Genomic DNA, 22,132 nt, shown 5'->3' with positions numbered 1-22,132 from the left:
CAAATCCTTATAAATTCTTAGCAATTTCGGCTACACTTGCCGCCTAATGTATGAACGCATGATACCATTGTCGGCCACTATGAAGCGAGTTTCTCGCCCTACTCGGGCACCATCTTCTGCAAAAAAACCTCATTCACCAAAAAATGGTAGAGCCCACCGTGCAAATAGCACTGGGCAGATACGTATTATTGGTGGTCAATGGCGCGGTAGGAAGCTACCTGTATTAAACGCAGAAGGGTTAAGGCCTACTACCGACAGAAATAAAGAAACCTTATTTAACTGGCTAATGCCTTATGTTAACGACGCACGCTGCCTAGATGTATTTGCGGGCTCGGGTGGACTGGGTTTAGAAGCATTATCGCGCTATGCGGCACATTGCGATTTTATTGAATTAGATAATCAGGCTGTGTCACAGCTGGAAAGTAACCTTTCTTTACTTAAAGTAAATGAGGTTGCATCAGCCAACGTCTACCAAGGTAATGCGCTAAACATATTGAAGGGGCTAAACGCTTCAACGCCTACCGAATTACCTTACGATGTAGTATTTGTTGACCCGCCGTTCGGCAAAGATTTGGTAGCACCAGCGCTTATATCGCTTGCAGAGAATAACCTAGTGCAAAGCGGCAGCGTAGTTTACTTAGAGCATGAGAGTACACTCACAACACCTACTTTACCTACCCACTGGCAAATTATTAAAGAAAGACACACCAGCGCACTGCGCTACATGTTAATAGAAGTGAGCTAGCTAAAACGTACGTACGCTTAGCGCAGCGCAAAGCCGTGAACCTACCTAGAGCGCACGGCCTAGCTACTTTAAAGTTCAAGGCCTATGTTTGAGATACCCGCTTCCAGGGCGAGAGCTTTCATTTCGTCTGCTGCCTTTGCAGGGTACTTAGCCTGCTCAACGTAATCGAGCAGTTCGTTTTGTACCTCTACTTCAAATTCCATAAGTGGATGAGCTTTCACGGTCTCATCATCAGCTTCTTCGCTTTCTAATAAATAAGCTTCAACGCTACCTTGAGATAGTTTGCTGATTACCACAGCGCCTTGGGGATCGTCACCTGCTATTAAATTAAGTAGGCCAGCTAATCCGATGGCTGCATCAATAGCAGGGTACACGCCATAGTTATCGTGTTCGCTGGTATCCGGGGTGGCAACTTCCACTTTTTCAAGCTGCACTGCGATATTAAATTTACTTTTAGGAGACTTAAGTGTTTCCCAGACCAAATTTAAGCAGTTGCGTAAGGCATTCGCATCACCACTTTCTGTCAGCTCACAAAAAAGCGTGTAGTTAGGCAGCATACGCTCTAGTAACGCAGCGCCGAATGCAACGGATTTCCAGCCTTCTAAGGCGCGAACACGCCCAAAGGTATTAAGTTTTTGCTTTGCCATTTAAAGGGCTCCAGTGGCATGCATGAAATATTTGGTAACGCCATCTAACAACATTTGGATAGCGATCATAACGAGGATCATACCCATTAATCGCTCCATCGCAACTAGGCCACGCTCCCCTAAAATTTTATGAAACACGTTTGAAAATAATAAGATGACAGCGCTAATCGACCAGGAAGCAGCAAGCGCTAGTGACCAATCCACCATTCTATCCGGTGCTTGATTAGCAAGGAGTATTAACGCCGCTAAGGTTGAGGGGCCTGCGATCATAGGGATAGCAAGAGGCACCAAGAAAGGCTCTTCACCCACTGCAAGTCCACTTGGATTGCCGGACGACGGAAATATCATTTTAAGCGCAATAAGAAATAGAATGATACCACCGGCAATACTCACAGTTTCTTGCTCTACATTCAAAAAGTTAAGAACCGACTGACCGCTGAACAGAAATAAGAATAAAATACCAAGCGCAAACAATAGTTCTCGTATAAGAATAAATTGACGTCTTTTAGGCTCAATGGATTTAAGCACCGACATAAAAACCGGCAGATTACCGAGCGGATCCATGATCAAGAAAAGCATGACGGCAGCGGACCAGGTATCCATTTTTTTATTGTCTCCGATTGAGAGCGTAAGCCCAATTTAAGCGTGAATCGTAAAGTATAACTCAATATTCATGCAGATAGATGGTTATGGCGCGCAATGGTAAACCAAGCAGAGTGAGTAAAAAACACCTTTTAACACTCGACTGCTGCTCTTTATATCTATCTAACTCCGATTTTTAAGCAAAAAGCGCGTGCCCATCATTAGCGATCATTAAAAGAATCGGTAAAAAAGACTCGAAAAATAACAAAAATGGGCTTAACTAAAACAATAGGAAGCAGTATGCAACAGGCGTAGCAACGATAACCTTATCTAGCCTTTGGTTTATGCAATGCGTAAATAGGCACGCTCACCATAGCTGGATGTTTAGTATTTTATTCGCCTTTTAGGTAATGTCTTGTACAAAGCGCTTCTGATGTAATGACAAGATCACACAGCCTTGACCAAAGTAGAGGCTTGGTTAAAACCTAACAAAAACAACCACAATAGGAAAAATTGTAATGAGTTTGATGACGGTAAAAGAAGTGGCGGCATTTCTGGGTGTGCAAGAAGTACGCGTAGAGCGTCTAGAGCGCGAAAGCCTTTTAGTATCAAAAGACAAAGATACCGACGGTAACCCACTTTTTGATAGCGGTGACGTTGAGCGTTATAAGAAACTAGCTGAACGCTTGGGCGGGATCTAGTTAACGAAAAGGGGCGACACTCTGTGAAGCCCCCTCTGTTTTTTATTTATGCAGTGAAATCTTTCAGCATTCTTGCAATTGAACGAATGCCTTTTGCTGTTGCACCTACTGGCATTTCAGCGGTTGCACCACCGTGATAGGCCGCAGCCAAATCTAAATGCACCCAGCCTTCTGCTTTAACAAAGCGCGATAAGAAGCCCGCAGCGTTTGACGCACCGCCACCACCACCACCTTTCATCGGGCGGCTGTTCGCCGTGTCAGCAAACGCTGAAGGGCAACGGTCTGCGTGAAAGTCTTCAAGGGGTAATGGCCAAAAGCGTTCATTCTCTGCTTTTGCGGCTTTCAGCATTTGATCGCGTGCATTATCATCTAGTGAGAATACGCCATGATAATCAGAGCCCAAGGCAACCATTGCCGCGCCCGTTAACGTTGCTGCGTCGATAATAAGCGGCGCGCCAGTTTCCGTTGCCGCCATCAAACCATCAGCCAGTACTAAACGCCCTTCTGCATCAGTGTTAACAACTTCAACAGTCACCCCATTTTTGTAGGTAAGTACATCGCCCAGTTTATAAGCGTGACCGCTTATTAGGTTTTCCGCACAGCACAAAATTAGCTGGATACGCTTTTCGCTGCCTTGAGAAATAGATAAGCCTAGCGCGCCAGTTACCGTTGCCGCGCCCCCCATGTCACACTTCATATCTAACATACCTTCGCTAGATTTAATGCTGTAACCGCCGCTGTCGAAGGTAATTCCTTTCCCTACTAGCACAGCATCGACCGGGGCATCTTCGTTGCCTGTGGGATTGTAATCAAGGACTAGCATTGCAGGCGGGCGTTCACTACCACGACCTACGTTATAAATACCTATCCAGCCTTGCTCTTTAAGGTCTTCACCTACTGTCATTGAGTAAGAGACTTTGTCTCCACCCAGCGATTTAAGCCACTGGGCAGCACGTGTCGCTAGGGTTTCAGGGCTAAGGTCTTCAGGAGTTTCGTTTACCAACTGACGAGTAAATAATAATGCCGCATACTCCTGCTCTAACGCTGCTTTGTCAGCCGTATCCGCCCATTGGATAGAGGCAGGCTTAAGTGCACGTGTAAAGCTAAGTGCAAAGGCCCACTGTTGCTCTTTATGCCAATCACCCTTAAGCGCAACGGCAGGCAACCCTAGACCATCTAACTTTCTCGCCGCTTGCTGAATTAATCGCTCGTTAAGCTTGTCATCAGGTAGGTGAATAACTGCGCCTGATTCAGTGAAAGAAAGCTTAGCGCTTTCGCCCCATACAGCTTCAGCACTATTGGTTGAAAGGCTTACCGTAAATTCTGCCATCGCGTTTTATTCCTTATACATCGTTATGTTTTCGATAAGCGCTTTTTGCGCTTGCTCAAATCTTTGTTACTCTCTTTTGCCTGCATACCGCGAACATGTTGTGCGTTTCCCATAAACCCTATGCCATAGCACACGAGTACCAGCAGGGAACGTCTACGCGGTGAACCTAATTTTTATAAAAAAGGCGATACATGAAGTTTTCACCTTCGTTATTACGCGGCACCTTGATTAAAAGGTACAAGCGATTTCTTGCCGACGTTGAGCTAGACGACGGTTCAATCGTTACTGCTCATTGTCCAAATACTGGCGCAATGACCGGCTGCGCAGAACCGGGATATACGGTTTTTTTAAGTGAGTCGACGAACCCAAAGCGAAAGCTCAAGTATACATGGGAACTTGCCCAAACGTTTGATGGTCACTTCATCGGTATTAACACACACAATGCTAATAAGTTGGTGGCAGAAGCACTAGATAACAAGGTGCTAGGTGAATTTTCCGATATCGGCGGTTGGAAAGCAGAAGTAACACCGCCAACTGCCAACAGCCGATTCGACTTCGCGTTAACCAGGGAAAACGCGCAGCGTCAAGAACTTACAGAATACATGGAAGTAAAATCCGTCACTTTAGCGGAAAATAATAAAGGCTACTTTCCCGATGCGGTAACCCAGCGAGGTGCAAAACACTGCTTGGAACTGGCTCGCCTAGCGCAAGGCGGTATAAAGACCAGCTTGTTGTTCTGTGTTCAACATACCGCTATTGAAAGTGTTCAAGTTGCAAAGCATATTGATCCAACTTATGCCGAAAGCGTACAGATTGCCGCTAATGCAGGCGTAACTGTGCTTGCCGCAGGCTGTATAATTGATGAACAAAAAATCCTATTAAATCAATCACTCCCTGTGATTTTATAAAAAATAGGTTGATTTTTTTCATTTCGTCTTCATATTTGCGCCTTGTTTTAGTGGTAGAACGCACTAATGCGTTTGCTGGTAGCCAGTCGTATAAATGATTAAACATCTGGCAAATGTTAGAAACAACACACCAGCATAATAATTACATAGACACGATCGATTGCCTGAAGCTGTCGAGTCTGATATAGATATCGGTCCAATCAGGACAAGATGGATGTCGTAGTGTAGGAGATGTGGCAGATGCCAACAGGAAAAGAAACAAAATCCCTAGGACTATTAGCGCTGGCAGGTTTGCAGCCGTACGAGCCAAAAGCTGACGAAGAGTACATGGGCGAGCCCCAACTTGAGCACTTTCGTCTATTGCTTAAAGCGTGGCGCAATCAACTTCGTGAAGAGGTTGACCGTACGGTAACGCACATGAAGGATGAAGCAGCAAACTTCCCTGATCCTGTAGACCGTGCAGCTCAAGAAGAAGAGTTCAGCCTTGAGTTACGTACACGTGACCGTGAGCGTAAGCTAATAAAGAAAATTGAAAAAACGCTTAAGCGCATTGAAGAAGACGATTTCGGCTTCTGCGATTCTTGTGGTATCGAAATTGGTATCCGTCGCTTAGAAGCGCGTCCTACAGCTGATTTGTGTATCGACTGTAAGACCATGGCTGAAATCAAAGAAAAACAACTTCAAGGTTAAGCTAATAACCGCGAGTATGTTGATATAGAAAGCCTCATCCCAAAAAGATGGGGCTTTTTGTTAAACCTTAATTATGCATAACCACTATGTAGGGCGCTTTGCTCCCTCACCCTCCGGCCAATTACATTTCGGTTCACTCGTTACTGCTGTTGCCAGCTACCTAGACGCGAAAAGCCACAACGGCACGTGGTTGCTTCGCATGGAAGACATCGACGAACCACGCTGCATAGCAGGTGTCGACAAGGACATCCTTACCACACTAGAAGCCCATGGTTTGTATTGGGATGGCGATGTCATTTACCAAAGTCAGCAACATCCTCGCTATCAAGAACTTCTCGATGACTTACTTACACAAGAAAAAGCCTATTTTTGCACCTGTACACGTAAGCAAATTAAAGCTATGGGCGGTATCTATAACGGAAATTGTCGGGACAAGACAGTGTGTTCAGCCACCCAAGACTGTGCACTGCGCCTAAAAGTAGATACGCCACTTGAAGCTTTTGAAGATGTGCTCATGGGTAAGTTTACGCCTTCTAGTTCAAACGCCAGCTTAAACGCCGAAGATGTAGTACTTAAACGACGTGACGGTTTGTTTTCTTACAATCTAGTTGTTATTTTGGACGATGTATTTCAGCAAGTTAACTGTGTAATCAGAGGGTGCGACCTTATTGATGTAACGCCATTGCAGCGCGCGGTGTATAAAACACTCGGTTACAACGCCCCTCAATACGGGCATGTGCCGGTAGCGGCTGTCGCGCCAGGCAGAAAACTGAGTAAACAAAACCGAGCAGCCCCTGTTAATAACTATACAGCGCTAAATAATATTGTGCGTGTAATGGACTTTTTAGGCTTTTCCTTTCCAAATGCATCAGAATTTGATGATATTGATTCAGCGCTTAAAGCAGCTATTTCGATGTGGGATAGGAAAAAAGTAGTGAAAACACCCGAAATTATTGTTCCACAGCATGAATCCACTTATTATAGCGAACCTTTATAGTCTGCGGAGATACCATCATCATTCATCGTGTTTTTAAATCTGTTAAGCGCGCTTTTTCAAAAGAGAGCTCGTCCTCTGACGCTTTGAAGCCAAGGACAATGACCCGTGGAGAACACGGTATTTCTCGTGAAGATGTAAGCGCAAATGCATTGAAAGTAATGTATCGCCTTAATGGAGCTGGCTTCGAATCCTATTTGGTTGGAGGCTGTGTACGCGATATTTTGATGGGGCACGAACCAAAAGACTTCGATGTGGTGACTAACGCTACACCTGAACAGATTAAGGGTTTATTCAGAAACTGCCGCCTGATAGGCAGGCGCTTTCGCTTAGCTCATATTGTTTTTGGTCGAGAAATTATTGAAGTTGCCACATTCCGTGGTCACCACCAAGAGTCCGACGAAGACGAAAACCTCCCTAAGGGCAAAGCTATTGCAAAGCGTGATGCTCACGGACAATTAGTTCGCGACAACGTATTTGGCACCATTGAAGAAGATGCTGAGCGCCGTGATTTTACCTTCAACGCCATGTATTACAGCGTGGCCGACTTTACAGTAAAAGACTTTGCAAATGGTCTAGCCGCGATAGAAAAGCGTGAAGTTGAGCTAATTGGCGACCCAGAAACACGCTACCGTGAAGACCCGGTGCGAATGCTACGCGCGGTACGTTTTGCCGTTAAACTTGGCATGAGCATCGAAGAAAAAACCGCGGCACCGATAAAATCCCTGGCGAATCTTCTCCAGAACATACCACCAGCACGTTTGTTTGAAGAAACCCTTAAATTGTTTTTATCGGGTAAAGGGGAAGCAACCTTCTTAATGCTGCACGAATACGGTTTAATTGAGCCTTTATTCCCTCAGCTTACGCCATTTTTAAAAGATGAAAACAGCCGTGAAATGCAGTTCGTGCGCCGCGTGCTTGCCAATACCGATGAACGCATTAATAACGATCAGCGTGTTACCCCAGCTTTCCTTTATGCAGCATTATTATGGTATCCGGTTGAAGAGCAGTCTCAACGCTTGCAAAGCGAGTCTGGCTTAAACGCACACGATGCATTTAACATTGCATCAGGCGAAGTTATTGCCCGTCAGACGCAACGCATTATGATACCTAAGCGCTTCTCTACCGTGGTACGTGACATCTGGATTTTACAGCAGCGTCTTCCTAAACGCTTTGGTCGACGCGCGTTTCAATTGCTTACTCACCCGAAATTCAGAGCTGGCTATGACTTTTTATTGGCTCGAGGCCAAGTAGAAGGCGGCGATTTGCTTGAGCTAGCTCAATGGTGGACGCACTTCCAGCACGCTGACAATGGTAAACAAAAAGGCATGCTTAACGCGCTTCGCAAAAGCGAGGGTGGCGGAAAAGGTGCACCGCGAAAACGCAGGCGTAAACCCGCAGCGAAACGAGGTCCAGATGCATAAAGAGCATGTTTACATTGGCGTAGGTAGCAACCTTGGTAATAGCCAGGAAAAAGCGCAGCGTGCGTTTGATGCCATTAGCCAATTAGAAGATACTCGCGTACTTAAAACCTCTTCGCTTTATTCCAGTAAGCCGATGGGGCCTCAAGACCAACCTGACTATATTAATGCAGTATGCTTAATAGAAACGTCGCTTAAGCCTCACGGACTATTAAAACAACTTCAGCGCATCGAGCTAGAAGAAGGCCGCGAGCGTAAGGGTGAGCGCTGGGGCCCGCGCACGCTAGACTTAGATATATTGCTATACGGCAGTGAAACTATCGATACTGCTGATTTGGTCATTCCTCACTACGGTATGGCAGAGCGTGAGTTCGTTATGGTCCCCTTGTTTGAAATTGCCCCTAATATGGTAATGCACGACGGTAAGCCTATTTCAGCGTGGGTTGCTAACTGCTCGCTAGACGGACTTAGTCGCCTGCGAGACTTCCAATTAGCGACAAAATCCGTATAGTTCGCCACACGATATCAACAAATATCAATCTGAGACATGTCATGAAGAAAGTAACAGTATCTGGCTTGCTTAAGAAAAAGCAGGCCGGGGAAAAGATCACCTCTTTAACCGCTTACGACGCCAGCTTCGCCAAAATGTTTGATGAACAAGGCGTAGACGCCCTTCTTATCGGCGACTCTTTAGGCATGGTTCTTCAAGGTGAAGACGACACCCTTCCGGTAACTATCGACGATATTGCTTATCACACAAAAAGTGTACGACGTGGTACCGAGCGCGCTTTCGTTTTAGCTGATATGCCATTCATGTCTTACGCTACACCAGAGCAGACCTACACTAATGCAGCAAAGCTAATGGCTGCCGGTGCTAGCATGGTAAAGATGGAAGGCGGAAGCTGGTTATGCGACACCATTAAAGGCTTAAACCTTCGCGGCGTGCCCGTGTGCGGGCATCTAGGCTTAACACCCCAGTCAGTTCACGTATTCGGTGGATTTAAAGTACAAGGTCGTGAAGCAAGCCAAGCAGAAAAGCTGCTTAGCGAAGCTAAAGCATTAGAAGAAGCCGGTATTCAGCTACTAGTACTTGAGTGCGTACCTTCATCATTAGGAAAAGCAATCAGCGAAGCCTTAACTATACCAGTAATAGGCATAGGCGCAGGTAAAGATACCGACGGCCAAATTCTAGTAATGCACGATATGTTTGGTATCAGCGCCAACTACATGCCCAAGTTCTCCAAGAACTACCTTGTAGAAACCGGTGATATGCGTAAAGCAGTGTCAAAATACATTGAAGATGTGCAAAGCGGTGCGTTTCCTTCTGCTGAACACAGCTTCGAATAACGGGGTAAAATATGAAGGTGCTTGATAGTATTTCAGCATTGCGCGAAACCGTAAATATGTGGCGTCGAAATGGTGAAACCATAGGCTTTGTTCCCACGATGGGCAACCTGCACGACGGTCATCTTAAACTAGTCAAAAAAGCAAAAATACACAACGATAAAGTGGTGGTAAGCATTTTTGTAAACCCCATGCAGTTTGGTGCGAATGAAGATTTAGACGCCTACCCGCGTACCATAGAAGAAGATAAAGCTAAGCTTATTGCTGTGGGTGCTGATGCCGTATTTTTGCCTAGCGTTGCTGAAATGTACCCAGCAGGACTAGACGCGCAAACCTTTGTTGAAGTGCCTGGTATATCAGACTCTCACTGTGGCGCCAGTCGTCCAGGACATTTTCGCGGTGTGGCAACCGTAGTTACCAAGCTGTTTAACATGGTACAGCCAGACGATGCTTTCTTTGGCGAGAAAGATTTCCAGCAGCTACAAGTGATCCGCGCTTTAGCGCGCGACTTGTCAATGGCGGTAAAAGTTCATGGCGTACCTACCGAGCGCGAGGCGTCAGGTCTGGCAATGAGCTCTAGAAATGGCTACCTGACAGAGTCTGAAAAAGCCACAGCAAGCGCTATTTTTGAAGAGATGCAGCGTATTAAAGCGAGCATCGAAAATGGTAATACTAACTTTGCTGAGCTTGAAAATATCATGATTGCTAACCTTGAAGCGAAAGGCTTTAAGAAAGACTACTGCCAGGTAGTTAACGCAGCTACGTTTGAAGCGGCTAGTGATAGCGACAAAGAGCTAGTATTACTAGTTGCTATGTTTATGGGTAAAACCCGTTTAATCGATAACATGCAAATTACACGACGTTAAGCGAAAGCCACTTATAAACGAAAAAACGCCCGATGCAACACTCTTAAACAGAGCCAGCACCGGGCGTTTTTGTTTGTTCACTTTGAAACGTTAGCTTTTTCGTTAGCCTAGAAACTACTTGAATTTAAAAAGCTAACACTTAAGAGGCCAGCACTTAAGAAGCTTCACCTAAGAAGCTAGAGTTTCTGTTTCGCCAACAAAATCCATCAGGTCTTTCCACGCCTGTGTTTCTTTCGCAATAAGATGCTGCTCAGCCAAAATAGCGGCCAAATCATTATGGCTCGTTAACGGGTTGGCTAACACCACGCGAAATACGGTAATACACTGAGACGGGTAATCTGGCGCTTCTAAACGGGTACGTGATACAAATGACTTACCAGCTTCACGCTGCTGCTTTTGTACTGCGACAACAAGCGCGTCAACTTTCTGGTTAATCGCATTGCGCGTTTGGGCGTTAGCGTGCTTTAACTTTTCTTGTACCTCTTCAGGGCACACTCGATACGTTAATAGCGATAACGTCGGCGTAGTAGTTAATTCAAAGTCACTCGCCTTATCTATCATTTGTGAAAAGTCTTTGGCTTTATCGATACTGCGATCAATAAGAAGTTCGTAACCTTTGCGACCAAATATATGCAGCGCCGAGTACACCATCATAGCCATACCGTTACGGGAGCCCTCTAGCGTGGTAGCGCCTAAATCTTTAGAGCCTGCACGCAGTATATACTGAGCATGGTGTCTAACCGCGTTGGCATTTTGTGGGTCTTTAAAAAGTGCCATGCCAGCGCCCATCGGCACGTACATTTGCTTGTGGGCATCAATGGTGACTGAGTCTGCACGCTCAATACCCTTTAATCGGTCGCGATAACGCGCTGAAAATAGGGTAGCGCCGCCCCAAGCTGCGTCTACGTGGAACCAGCAGCCGAGCTCTTTTGCGACGTCAGCAAGTTCATCCAGCGGGTCGACGTGACCGGTCTCAGTGGTACCGCCCACACCAACGATAGCAAGAAGCTTATTTCCCTCTTCTTGATAACGCTTACCAATGCGAAGGGCTTTCGCTGGATCTAAGGTTTGTTTAGGCGCAGCTACCGTTAGCAGCTGCTCGCGACCTAAGCCTAGTACGTCTACTGCTTTTGATAATGAGTAGTGGCCACGTTTACTGCACATCACCCCTAAGTTATTAATATCGTAGTGACGATAAGCAGCGGCGAGACCCGCTTTGGCTACGCCTGAAAAGCCTTTTTGTGGGCCGAGCAATTTATTGCGAGCTACCCACAAAGCAGTGATATTGGCGATAGTACCACCTGAACAGAATGCGCCTAATGAATGTGCTGCACTGTGTAAGTGCTCGTCATAAAAACCTTGAGGCTGATCGTAGACAAGGTTGTGCATCATACCCAGCACTTGACGTTCTAGCGGTGTAAACGCTTTAGAGGTCTCTATTTTAACTAGGTTCTGATTAAGCCCTACCATTAGCTTAGAAAGCGGTAGATGGAAATAAGGCAGCGCAGAGGTCATGTGGCCAATAAAAGTAGGCGAGTAAGTATTTACAGAGTGCGCAACGAGCTTATCAAGCAAGCTTTCAGCATGAGTGGACACAAACTCAGGTGACTCAGGCACTTTGGAGTCTGAAAAATCTTTTTCAATTTCTTCTAACGACGTTTTTTTTGTCACTACATGCTGTGACAAAAAATCTAAGATATTGTCAGATAAATGCTGCTCTATTTGAGCCAGCTTTGAGTCTTTGTGTTCAGGTTTGGTAAAGACCCTAAACAGGTGCTCTAAACTAACTTGCGCTTCACCCACTCAACACACCTCATACTTTAAACAATCACACATTTCGCTTACATTTATTGGGCGAAATAAACAGGCGGTTTTGTAGGATACCGGCCTGACACTTACTTTTCCTTTTAGCCATTTAGCATGCTTCTTAAGCAGCAGCTATTTAACCCCTATACCTCGTTGCTACATAAAAACTAGATATCGGCTAGGCTAATGCGCGTTGACGCGGTCCATTCGTTGCCAAACCTGAAACTTATCACAATACTTTCAGGGTGTGGCACTTTACATCAGTTTGCAATGCTCGCCAAGAGGTAGAAACCGCCAATTCACTGTCTTATGTGAAACATTCAGACTAGTTAGTCAATTTTCATGGACATGACGCACACACTATACCTTTAGCTGTCTAGTGATGTGACCTGCAAGGATAAACCATACTTCTTTCAAATTAGTACCGCAAAATTTTGCACTCTCAACTATATTTAATTTATGAATAGTGCGAATGCGCAGTCTGCTATAGCTGTTAAGTGCAGGTGTCAGCGACGTATCAGTCACTATTAGATACATTATTGCAAGGAGGTCGGTTTATGCCCATACGCGAAATATCCGAGGATTTCTCCATAGAAGATATTGTCCCCTACTTTCAACCCATCGTTGACTTAAATAGCCAAGGAGTGTGGCGATACGAATGCTTGGCACGACTAATTACGCGAGGGGATAAAACCTTTCTGCCCAGCGAATTTCTTTATCTTATCGAACGTGACCAGCATGTAAATTCACTTGCAGCAAGTATGTTCGTGCAGTGTGCCAGTTACTTTCACGATGTGAATATTCCTTGGAATATTAATATTAGTGCCAAAGATTTATATAACCAGGAGCTCACCAACACACTTATAACCCACTTAGCGAGTTACCCTGCGCCCGAGCGAGTGAGCATTGAAGTTAGTGCATCTACCGCGCTGTCTAACCCTAAAAACTTAACCGCCTTTATAGAAAAAAGTATGCATGCCGGGCTTGGCGTGTTTATCGATAATGTAGGCTCTTGCCCAGGAAATATCCGGGCGTTGATGAACCTGCCAGTTCGAGGCATAAAGCTAGCAGGCGGGCTAATCAAACATTACGATGAACAAGAGGCAGTAAGAGAGTATGTGGACTATTTATTGTCGCTGTGTGAACGACATAGCGTAAGCACGATAGCTGAACACGTTGAAGATGAAGCGCATTTAGAACGCGTAAAGCGCCTGCCCATTCGCTATGCACAGGGCTATGTATTCAGCCCGCCTTTGGCGAACGTGCGCTCCGCCACAGCACGGCATTAATAGGCTAGCCATTTTCAATTTAGAAGAAGAAGGGCGAGGTATTTAAGTAAGCTCCCCGCCCGTTTATCCAAAGTAAGCTGCCGCTCAGATATTCAAAGCCTTATTAACTTTCTTCGCTGCGACAATTTAGCTTCCAACAGGACTGCCCACTACCACGGTACTTTCGTTCAAACGGCGTCATGTGATTGTCGCCGGTGACTTCAGATAAGTCTGACACCATGCCGTAGTGTTTAGCCGCTTGCGCAAATTCCATTAGGTAGATAAGCCAGTTGCTTCGCACCTCTATGTTAGGGGTGATCGCCATCAAATCCACCATGGCCGCGCTGCCGTGCCAACGCTTTTGAACCTGGGTCTTTTTGGGGTACGGGTTAGGGTATAGCAAAAAGTGCTGCGTCACCTTCCAATTAGACTGTCTTACCAAGCGCCAAAAGTCATTCACATCAGCACGGATCACCCGATAGTTGTCCTGCTGCACGCTGTAATGCTCATGCTTGTCGACCCGCAGGGCCGATTTATCAATGCCGATAACACGGGCATCGGGGTTAGCTCGTGCTATGTTGGCCGTACTTTCGCCTACACCACAGCAAGAGTCTAAAATAACCTCTCCATTGAAGCCATTATCGGCATCAAGCCAGGCACTTACTTCATCAAAGGCGGCTTGTGTATGCTCGCTAATTGGTCGCTTGTTTTCACTGACTTGGTACTTTTTTACTAAGTCGTCTAACTTATCGTGAATACCCACCTGCGATGTGGTGATTTCTCTAGAGTTACCGCTTGCCATTAGCTACGAATACCTTTACCGGTTTTAAGTAAGTAGTACGCCACGCTAAACAGCAACGCGTTGAAGCCCACTAACAAAGTAAGCGAAAGTGTTACGTTTACGTCAGATACACCTAAGAAGCCGTATCGAAACCCGTTAACCATATATACAACAGGGTTCGCTTTACTTACCCATTGCCAAAATTCAGGCAATAGCGTAAGTGAATAAAACACGCCGCCTAAGTAAGTTAACGGTGTTAATACAAACGTTGGCACCACGCTGATATCATCAAAGGTTTTGGCAAACACTGCGTTAATCAGGCCTGCTGTAGCAAACAAGGTAGAGGTGAGCAATAACGTCAGCGCAATAATGCCTAAATTATGTATTTGTACGTCAACGAAAAATAGCGACACCAAGGTAACGATTATTCCTATGAGAATAGCGCGTGCTACACCGCCACCCACATAGCCAAGAATGATGACCGAGGTGGGTACAGGCGATACCAATAGCTCTTCAATATTGCGCTGGAACTTTGCGCTAAAAAATGAAGACGACACATTGGCGTAAGAGTTTGTGATCACCGACATCATAATGAGACCCGGTACAATAAACTCCATGTAGGTAAAGCCCCCCATTTCGCCAATACGGTTACCGATAAGGCTACCGAATATAACGAAATAAAGGCTCATCGTAATAGCAGGTGGCACTAGGGTTTGTACCCATATGCGCAAAAAGCGCGTGCATTCTTTTATCCAAATAGTGGTTAGCGCTACATAGTTTTGTTTAAACCAACCCACGTTTTCTTCTGTGTTCATTTGTGTACTTTCAGTTTTCATGTTCTTCACCTTTTCCTGCTGTGGGCTTAGCTAGCTTGTTTCGCTGATTCAACTAAACGCACAAACAATTCTTCAAGGCGATTTGATTTGTTGCGCATACTCATTACTTGAACGCCCTTTTCACTGAGTTGCGTGAAAACTGGGTTTAGTCCTTCGGTCTTCTCTACATCAACTTCAAGGGTGTGGTCGTCAATCAAGCGGTGCTCGAAACCGGTTAGCAAGTTGTCTGTGGTCGATACGCCATTTGCGGCTTTAATATCTAACACAAAGGTTTCTACATTAAGCTTAGACAGCAGCGCCTTCATGCTGGTGTTCTCTACAATGGTGCCCTTATTAATAATCGCGATATTGCGGCACAGCATCTCTGCTTCTTCAAGGTAGTGGGTGGTGAGGATAATGGTAATACCCTGACGGTTTATTTCTTCTAAAAAGCCCCACATAGAGCGGCGAATTTCAATATCTACGCCTGCAGTTGGTTCATCTAGAATAAGTAGCTTTGGTTCATGCATTAACGCACGAGCAATCATTAAGCGGCGTTTCATACCACCTGATAACTCGCGGGCGCGGGCATCGCGCTTTTCCCATAGATCCAGTTGAGCAAGGTATTTTTTAGCGCGTTCTTTCGCAACACTACGCGGTACGCCATAGTACCCAGCTTGGTTTAGCACAATTTGCAGTACGGTCTCAAACTGGTTGAAGTTGAACTCTTGTGGTACCAGACCAATGCAGGCTTTAGCTTGTTCTTTTTGCGTTGTGAGATCATAACCAAACACCGAAACGCTGCCGTTAGTTTGATTAACAAGTGAGCTTATAATGCCAATGGTGGTAGATTTACCCGCCCCATTAGGGCCAAGTAATGCAAAGAAGTCTCCTTCTTGTACTGTAAGGTCGACGCCTTTTAGTGCCTGTACGCCACCTTTGTAGGTTTTGGTTAACCCTTTAATGTCCAACGCTTTCATGATTTGCCCGTAGTGAGAGTGTGACTACTAAGACATACTGACCTTTGATAAAAGCCAAAGGTCAGTACGCCCTAACCAACTTTAGTGAGATGTCGTTATCTGCCGCTAACAATATATAGCCAACGAAGTGTAACCTAGTTCATGCTATTAAATGAATACACTCGCGTTTAGTGGTTGCTTTAAACAGTTAGAAAATGAGTGCGAAAAGACCTTTTTTCAACCCTAATAAAAAAGCGCTGCGTACCGTTGGGGGAGCACGCAGCGCAAAGGGTAGCTATAAGCCAATAGAAATATTTACGTAGAAGTTCAGCCTTACCGCTTCCACGGTACTGTTTGTCACTCTCTTGAGAATAAAAGAGACGTCAACAGCACAGTCTGCTTTAACCACATTGCACTTGCTAAAACAGACTAGGTATAGAAACCTGTTTTGAAGCGATGCGTACTGTGTCGACAGACGATATTTATTTAACACGGTACAAATGGCAGAAAAGGCGCCTAATTGTGGAAATGTAATGATGGTTTAATACCTGTCAACACAGACAGTACAATAGAACGCTAAGCCAGATAGAAACTCGCGTTGTAGAATGCTCTATTAATAAAAATTTCGCTCAACGCTTCTCAAATATGGCGCAAATGAGGCAAGTTTGAGGATTTTATGTCGAACTTAGGCAATAGCTTTTGTTCATAGGTATAGTGTGCGTTCTATTAGAATTATAATTGTGGGTTAATGTATGCCAAAGACAATTGCATTAGTGGAAGATGACGCGGCCATTCGCGAAAACTACATTATGGCGCTTAAAGCGCAGGGCTATAGCGTAAATGCCTATGAAGACAGACCATCTGCGGCCGAAGCGTTTAACCACACCCTACCCGACTTAGCCATTATTGATATTGGTTTGAAAGATGAAATAGAAGGTGGCTTTATGCTGTGCCAGCAACTGCGAGGTCTTTCTCAAACCCTTCCCATTATCTTTTTTACTGCGCGGGATAACGATGTCGATACTATTAGTGGTCTGAGAATGGGCGCTGACGACTATCTGACCAAAGATATCAGCATGGCCCATCTGCTAGCCCGAATTGCCGCACTGTTTAGACGTACTGATCTGCTTGCTGCCCCCACAGAGCAAAAAGATGAGCTAAAAGTAGGTGATTTAAAAGTAGATGTATCGAGAATGACGGTAAGCTGGCAAAACCAACCTGTTTTACTGACGGTAACAGAGTTCTGGATGCTGCACGCGCTCATCAAGCGACCGGGTCACGTGAAAAGCCGTCAACAGCTTATGGATGAGTCGAGAATGGTAGTGGACGACACCACTATTACGTCTCACATAAAACGTATGCGCAAGAAGTTTGTGCAGCTTGACGCAAACTTTGATCATATCGATACAGTATACGGTATGGGGTATCGCTGGCAGCTTTAAAGTACGTGGGTTTAACGCTGTGTATCATCAGTAAAAAATAGAGGCAACCGACTACACACATGGGATTTCGCTTTTCTATCCGCCTTCAGCTTATGGTGCTGTCGTTGTTCCTATTCACCATTCCCTACTTGGGCTATAACTACGTGTGGGAGCTTGAGCAGTACCTTAGAAATGGTCAAGAGCAAACCATGATAGGTACGGCGCGAGCCGTTGCCACTGCTCTTCACGAACGACCCGCTTTATTTGATAGTCAATCAGCTTATCTTCAAGACGTACGCCCCGGCACAGACCTTTACGCGCCGCCTATTCCTTATCCTATTCAGCTAGATGGCGAACTTAACGACTGGCAGCAAGTTAGCGAATTAATGAGCGAGTATGGCAGTGATGAAGTAATTGAGTATTACAACGACTTTGCCGGCGAACCCACTAGCCTGTCATTTAAACATATGGTGGGACGCTACGGACAATTTCTGTATGCCATGTTTGAAGTCAATGATGACGCGCTGTTATGGCGGCAACCTAATAGCTTAAGCGTAGAAACGGGCGACCACTTACTTATCGGCATGGAAACCCCACAAGGCGAACTAGCAAGATACGTTGTTGCGCCCTATGAAAGTGGCTGGGTAAACGCGTACAAACTTGCTAGCAACACGTCTACAACAAGGGCTATAGAGAACGCCCTTTCAATTCAAGGTCGCTGGCAGGAAACCGCCACTGGCTACAATGTTGAATTGCGTTTCCCGCTGTCTATGACTACAGGCGGCTTAGCATTTTCACTCGTCGATGTTGATGATGAAAATAGCAGGTTGAAGCAATACGCGTTAGGCACAGCTAATACAAAAGAGCTCGCTGAGTTGGGCACTGTCATAACACCCTCCCCTGAAATTGAGCGTATTTTGGCAGGCTTAAAATATGCCGATTCAAGGGTGTGGGTTGTGGACAAGCATAAACGCGTGCTCGCTCGCGCTGGTGATATTCAATCGGCTACAGGCATTAAAGTCGATGAAAAAGAAGCCCCATCCAATGCGGTTTGGCATTGGATAGAAAGTGAGTGGTTACTTCCGATTTATTACCAAATTCTTACCCGTCCACCTGCCGACTTTATCGATGAGTTAGACGATGCCTATGCACTCGTGGGGCAGGATTTAGGTACGGCGCTAAATGGTCAGCCTGAATCACTTTGGCGCTTGTCACCCGATAATAAAGCCATTGTACTTTCTGCTGCCTACCCTATTTTTATTGAAGGGAACGTTATGGGGGCGGTAATTGTCGAACAAACCACTAATGGCATTCGCACATTGCGAAACCGAGCCCTAGAGCAACTTTTCCACGTTATTTTAGCAGTAATGACCATAGGTACATTAGGGCTACTGCTATTTGCTACGCGAATTTCAAATCGTATCCGTTCCCTTCGTGATAACACCGAAGCTGTCATTGATGACAATGGTAAAATTATTGGCACACTGCCGGTATCTAACCAACGTGATGAAATTGGCGATTTGTCCCGTTCATTTGCCGACGTACTTTCACGCTTACAGCAGTACAACTCTTATCTAGAGAACATGGCCTCTCGTTTGTCTCATGAGCTAAGAACACCTATCGCTGTGGTGAAGTCATCGTTAGACATGCTTTCTCACGTTAATGATGCTGACCAACAAGCGGTGTTTGTAGAAAGAGCTCAGTCAGGCGTAAATCGTCTAAGCACTATATTAAACAGTATGAGCGAGGCTACGCGATTAGAGCAAGCGATTGAACAGGAAGACTTAGAAACCTTTGATATTATCAAGGTGATTGACGGATGTGTTCAGGGCTATCGGCACGCGTATGCGCAAAGAAAATGGACCTTTAGTTCCACTGACAATAGTTTGCTTATTAAGGGGTCACCCGAACTTATTGCTCAACTTTTCGATAAAATCGTGTCAAACGCTGTGGACTTCAGCAAAGACAATGATGAAATCATCGTTAAACTAGAAAAGAACGACAAATCTGTGCGGTTGTCGGTGAGTAACCCTGGGCCTCTACTTCCCAAGGGAATGAAGAGCCAGCTTACCCAATCCATGGTGTCGGTAAGAAAAGAAAATGACGTACAAAACGCGACTAACTCTCCTCACTTAGGGCTAGGACTTTATATCGCGAACATGATAGCCACTTTTCATAAAGGTCAGCTCCTCTTAAATGACAGGGAAGATGGCACGGGCGTCATTGTTACCGTAAGTTTGCCTCTCTAGCTCTCTTGTAAATTGATAAGGCAAAGCTATCTGTTATCAGGACCTTTATGTGCGAAGCGTCAGCTTTTCCTCTTTCTTAAACTGTTTTCATTTATCAATAGATATGCAATCTAATAATACAACTAACAGAAATATAAGGAATATTTAAATTAAGCGTTACTAAAAACTCATTTAAATATATTAAATGAGAATGTTTATCATTTATATTTACAAACATTTACATATTTCATAGACTTCGTCCTCCTTACACACACTAAAGGGAAACAGGATGAAAAACACTAAATTAACTATGGGCGCACAGACCATTGCAGCGGCACTTGCATTTGGTAGTGGCGCAGTAATGGCTCAGGAAGAAGTCGAATCGTGTAGTGATGCAACTTCGACAGAATGTGAAGCCGTCTCTGACGAAGCAATAGAACTGATTAAAATTCACGGCGTACAGCAATCTATCTACCGCTACAATAAATCTGGCGATCCTCGTCGCTTAGCAGACCTTGTTGATACACCACAAACCATTAGCGTTCTTACTCAAGACCAAATTCAAGAAAGCGGAAGAACAGATCTTAGAGATATCTTGCAAGCACAGGCAGGTGTAACTTTAGGTACCGGTGAGAATGGTAATGCTTTTGGTGACCGCTATATTATTCGTGGTCATGAAGCACGTAGCGACGTATTCGTTGATGGGCTTCGCGATCCAGGCATGACAACCCGCGAAAGCTTCGCAACTGAGCGTGTTGAAATTACAAAAGGTCCTAGCTCTACTTTTGCCGGTCGCGGTTCTTCAGGTGGTGCGGTTAACTCTATCACCAAAAAGGCGTCTACCGCTTATAACTTCGGCCGTGTTGATGCAGCAGTTGGTACCGATGAGCACACGCGTTTAACCGTTGATCTAAACAAAACGCTTACTGAAACCAGCGCGGTGCGCCTAAACGGACTTTACTCGTCAGAAGATAAACCTGGACGTGAAGGTATCGAACGCGACCGCGAAGGTGTGCAGCTTTCTTATGTGAATCAGCCTACTGACCGCTTGTCGTTCACTGGCGACTTGTATTACCTCAATGCAGAAGACATTCCTGACTTAGGTAGCTATTACGATCGTGATGCAGGCTACCCGCTTGAAGATATTCCCGTATATGCACAAGACGAAGACTTTCAGAACTCGGAAGTGACTACATTCACTTTACGTACTGAGTACGATATCAATGACAACGTGCGTTTTTATAACGCAACCCGTGTAGGTAAAACGGAAAACGAATATATTACCACAGGGATGCGAGGCACTAACCGTGACGCGACAGACCCTACTGCGCCAGGCGCTTACACCCTATCGCTTAGCAACCACCAAGGTTGGCAGGAAGTTGACTACGTAACTACACAATTCAACCTTTTCTGGGATACGGCTTTCGCAGGCGTTGATCACCGCTTTGTATTCGGTTTTGAATATACAGACGAATCGGTAGACAACGGAGTGTTCAATATGGACTACACCAATCCATCGAACTGTTTAACCAGCGGCCGCCGCGGTGTATCTGAAAGCTATTGCTTGTTAGATGGCGAAGGTAACATGGTTGATAATATCAACTCGCTAATGGGTAAAGCTTATACCCGTGGCGATGCTGATGCCCTATTCGACATTGAAACCTACTCGCTATACGTAATGGACACCTTTGAGCTTACCGATAACTTTAATGTTTTCGCTGGTCTTCGCGTAGATAGCTATGACTATAGCAACCAAACCTCTAGCGACCTTTACGAGTTCTCAGATGAACTGTACAACGGTCATTTAGGGCTAGTTTATGATGTGACCGAAAACGGAAACATCTACGCTTCGTATAGCACGGCAACGAACATAAACGGCGGTGAATCAGATCTAGGTGCTAACTGTGGTTATGGCGGTATTTGTGGTACGCCAGAGCAAGCGTCTCAAGCTGATCCAGAGCAGGTTGAAAACATTGAGTTAGGTACTAAGTGGTCACTATTCAATGAAAAGCTTGTAGCAAACGCAGCACTATTCCGCATCACTAAGAGCGACGTACACGAAAGTGTCGGTGATGCTTACTCAACGCTCGGTACATTGAACACAGGTGAAAACCGTGTAGAAGGTATTGAGTTTGGTTTAAGCGGTGATATCACAGATGAACTTAGCATCCAGGCGTCTGCTGCATTTATGGATTCTGAAATTCTTGAGTCTTACAGCGAAGACAATATCGGTCTTGCGCTAAGCAACTTCGCTGACGAAAGCTTCTACATTCAAATGCGCTATCAGCCTAATGAGAAGTTTGCCTTTGGTGGAGACTACAGCTACCAGTCGGAAATGTATGGCGGTCAACCAGATACCGCAGCGGGCTATAGTGCTGAAACCGGTGAGTACTCTATCGTAGTTCCTGACTATCAAGTGGTTAACCTATTCGCTAACTACTATCACTCAGACTCACTGACTTTCCGTGTTAATATTGGAAATTTATTTGATGAAGAATACTGGACGGCAGCCTACCGTTCTGGCGCCTTCATGTATATCGGTGATGGTCGCAACATTACAGGTACCGTTAGCTACGAATTTTAATGCTAGCATGACCTAGGCAGGCAACTGCCTGGGTCTTTTTAT

Annotated in this window: 20 protein-coding genes; 13 read left to right on the top strand and 7 right to left on the bottom strand. The window is 45.3% G+C overall.

Annotated elements, in window-relative coordinates; genetic code table 11:
- Positions 1-58: 58 nt before the first annotated feature.
- Complete coding sequence (rsmD, locus tag IW644_RS16620; protein ID WP_269918534.1) at positions 59-745, top strand: 16S rRNA (guanine(966)-N(2))-methyltransferase RsmD; 687 nt, start codon at positions 59-61, stop codon at positions 743-745.
- A gap of 68 nt (positions 746-813) precedes the next feature.
- Here the strand turns inward: rsmD and IW644_RS16615 are convergent, their stop codons facing one another.
- Positions 814-1,392, bottom strand: coding sequence for a YjaG family protein (locus IW644_RS16615; RefSeq protein WP_179984778.1), 579 nt, complete (start codon positions 1,390-1,392; stop codon positions 814-816).
- Positions 1,393-1,995, bottom strand: coding sequence for a YhgN family NAAT transporter (locus tag IW644_RS16610; protein WP_118491750.1), 603 nt, complete (start codon positions 1,993-1,995; stop codon positions 1,393-1,395).
- Positions 1,996-2,492: 497 nt separating this feature from the next.
- Here IW644_RS16610 and IW644_RS16605 point away from each other — a divergent pair, with 497 nt between their 5' ends.
- Positions 2,493-2,675, top strand: a complete 183-nt coding sequence (locus tag IW644_RS16605) for a helix-turn-helix domain-containing protein (RefSeq protein WP_118491748.1) — start codon at positions 2,493-2,495, stop codon at positions 2,673-2,675.
- A 46-nt stretch (positions 2,676-2,721) separates the two neighbouring features.
- Here the strand turns inward: IW644_RS16605 and pepB are convergent, their stop codons facing one another.
- Positions 2,722-4,005 (bottom strand): aminopeptidase PepB, encoded by a 1,284-nt coding sequence (pepB, locus tag IW644_RS16600; RefSeq protein ID WP_269918533.1) that lies wholly within the window; start codon positions 4,003-4,005, stop codon positions 2,722-2,724.
- A gap of 191 nt (positions 4,006-4,196) precedes the next feature.
- On the opposite strand from pepB, the gene sfsA reads away from it, so the two are divergent.
- From sfsA to panC, 7 genes are all read left to right on the top strand, one after another.
- Complete coding sequence (gene sfsA / locus IW644_RS16595; protein ID WP_269918532.1) at positions 4,197-4,913, top strand: DNA/RNA nuclease SfsA; 717 nt, start codon at positions 4,197-4,199, stop codon at positions 4,911-4,913.
- 240 nt (positions 4,914-5,153) lie between these two features.
- The gene (dksA, locus tag IW644_RS16590; RefSeq protein ID WP_012519849.1) at positions 5,154-5,603 is read left to right on the top strand and encodes an RNA polymerase-binding protein DksA; all 450 of its coding nucleotides are present in this window, start codon (positions 5,154-5,156) and stop codon (positions 5,601-5,603) included.
- 73 nt (positions 5,604-5,676) lie between these two features.
- A complete protein-coding gene (gluQRS, locus tag IW644_RS16585; RefSeq protein ID WP_269918531.1) occupies positions 5,677-6,600 on the top strand; it encodes a tRNA glutamyl-Q(34) synthetase GluQRS in 924 nt (307 codons plus the stop codon).
- A 98-nt stretch (positions 6,601-6,698) separates the two neighbouring features.
- Positions 6,699-8,021: a polynucleotide adenylyltransferase PcnB gene (gene pcnB / locus IW644_RS16580; RefSeq protein ID WP_269918530.1), complete on the top strand. Its 1,323-nt coding sequence runs from the start codon at positions 6,699-6,701 to the stop codon at positions 8,019-8,021.
- The gene (gene folK, locus IW644_RS16575) at positions 8,014-8,529 is read left to right on the top strand and encodes a 2-amino-4-hydroxy-6-hydroxymethyldihydropteridine diphosphokinase (protein ID WP_269918529.1); all 516 of its coding nucleotides are present in this window, start codon (positions 8,014-8,016) and stop codon (positions 8,527-8,529) included. The genes pcnB and folK overlap by 8 nt, the downstream gene beginning before the upstream one ends.
- 41 nt (positions 8,530-8,570) lie before the next feature.
- Positions 8,571-9,365: a 3-methyl-2-oxobutanoate hydroxymethyltransferase gene (gene panB, locus IW644_RS16570; RefSeq protein WP_269918528.1), complete on the top strand. Its 795-nt coding sequence runs from the start codon at positions 8,571-8,573 to the stop codon at positions 9,363-9,365.
- 11 nt (positions 9,366-9,376) lie between these two features.
- The gene (gene panC / locus IW644_RS16565) at positions 9,377-10,228 is read left to right on the top strand and encodes a pantoate--beta-alanine ligase (RefSeq protein ID WP_269918527.1); all 852 of its coding nucleotides are present in this window, start codon (positions 9,377-9,379) and stop codon (positions 10,226-10,228) included.
- A 168-nt stretch (positions 10,229-10,396) separates the two neighbouring features.
- Here the strand turns inward: panC and panP are convergent, their stop codons facing one another.
- Complete coding sequence (panP, locus tag IW644_RS16560) at positions 10,397-12,031, bottom strand: pyridoxal-dependent aspartate 1-decarboxylase PanP (protein WP_269918526.1); 1,635 nt, start codon at positions 12,029-12,031, stop codon at positions 10,397-10,399.
- Positions 12,032-12,591: 560 nt separating this feature from the next.
- On the opposite strand from panP, the gene IW644_RS16555 reads away from it, so the two are divergent.
- Positions 12,592-13,323, top strand: coding sequence for an EAL domain-containing protein (locus tag IW644_RS16555; RefSeq protein ID WP_179984786.1), 732 nt, complete (start codon positions 12,592-12,594; stop codon positions 13,321-13,323).
- Between the two features lie 103 nt (positions 13,324-13,426).
- Here IW644_RS16555 and trmB read toward each other — a convergent pair whose 3' ends face one another.
- From trmB to IW644_RS16540, 3 genes are read right to left on the bottom strand one after another with little or no spacing between them, the layout of a single operon-like run.
- Entirely contained in the window at positions 13,427-14,104 is a 678-nt protein-coding gene (trmB, locus tag IW644_RS16550) for a tRNA (guanine(46)-N(7))-methyltransferase TrmB (RefSeq protein WP_269918525.1), read from the bottom strand.
- Positions 14,104-14,919 carry an ABC transporter permease gene (locus tag IW644_RS16545; protein WP_025257544.1) on the bottom strand — a complete coding sequence of 272 codons (816 nt, stop codon included), beginning with the start codon at positions 14,917-14,919 and terminating at the stop codon, positions 14,104-14,106. Before IW644_RS16545 ends, trmB begins: the two co-directional genes overlap by 1 nt.
- A gap of 26 nt (positions 14,920-14,945) precedes the next feature.
- On the bottom strand, positions 14,946-15,878 hold the full coding sequence (locus IW644_RS16540; protein ID WP_179984789.1) for an ABC transporter ATP-binding protein: 933 nt from the start codon (positions 15,876-15,878) through the stop codon (positions 14,946-14,948).
- 731 nt (positions 15,879-16,609) lie between these two features.
- On the opposite strand from IW644_RS16540, the gene pdsR reads away from it, so the two are divergent.
- From pdsR to IW644_RS16525, 3 genes are all read left to right on the top strand, one after another.
- Positions 16,610-17,299 carry a proteobacterial dedicated sortase system response regulator gene (gene pdsR, locus IW644_RS16535; RefSeq protein WP_179984790.1) on the top strand — a complete coding sequence of 230 codons (690 nt, stop codon included), beginning with the start codon at positions 16,610-16,612 and terminating at the stop codon, positions 17,297-17,299.
- A 59-nt stretch (positions 17,300-17,358) separates the two neighbouring features.
- Positions 17,359-19,527, top strand: a complete 2,169-nt coding sequence (pdsS, locus tag IW644_RS16530) for a proteobacterial dedicated sortase system histidine kinase (RefSeq protein WP_269918524.1) — start codon at positions 17,359-17,361, stop codon at positions 19,525-19,527.
- A 268-nt stretch (positions 19,528-19,795) separates the two neighbouring features.
- A complete protein-coding gene (locus tag IW644_RS16525) occupies positions 19,796-22,090 on the top strand; it encodes a TonB-dependent receptor (RefSeq protein ID WP_269918523.1) in 2,295 nt (764 codons plus the stop codon).
- Positions 22,091-22,132 lie beyond the last annotated feature (42 nt).

This window comes from Alteromonas sp. PRIM-21, from assembly GCF_027563165.1.
GTDB classification, from domain to species: domain Bacteria; phylum Pseudomonadota; class Gammaproteobacteria; order Enterobacterales; family Alteromonadaceae; genus Alteromonas; species Alteromonas macleodii_A.
This window is presented reverse-complemented; position numbering and strand designations above follow the sequence as displayed.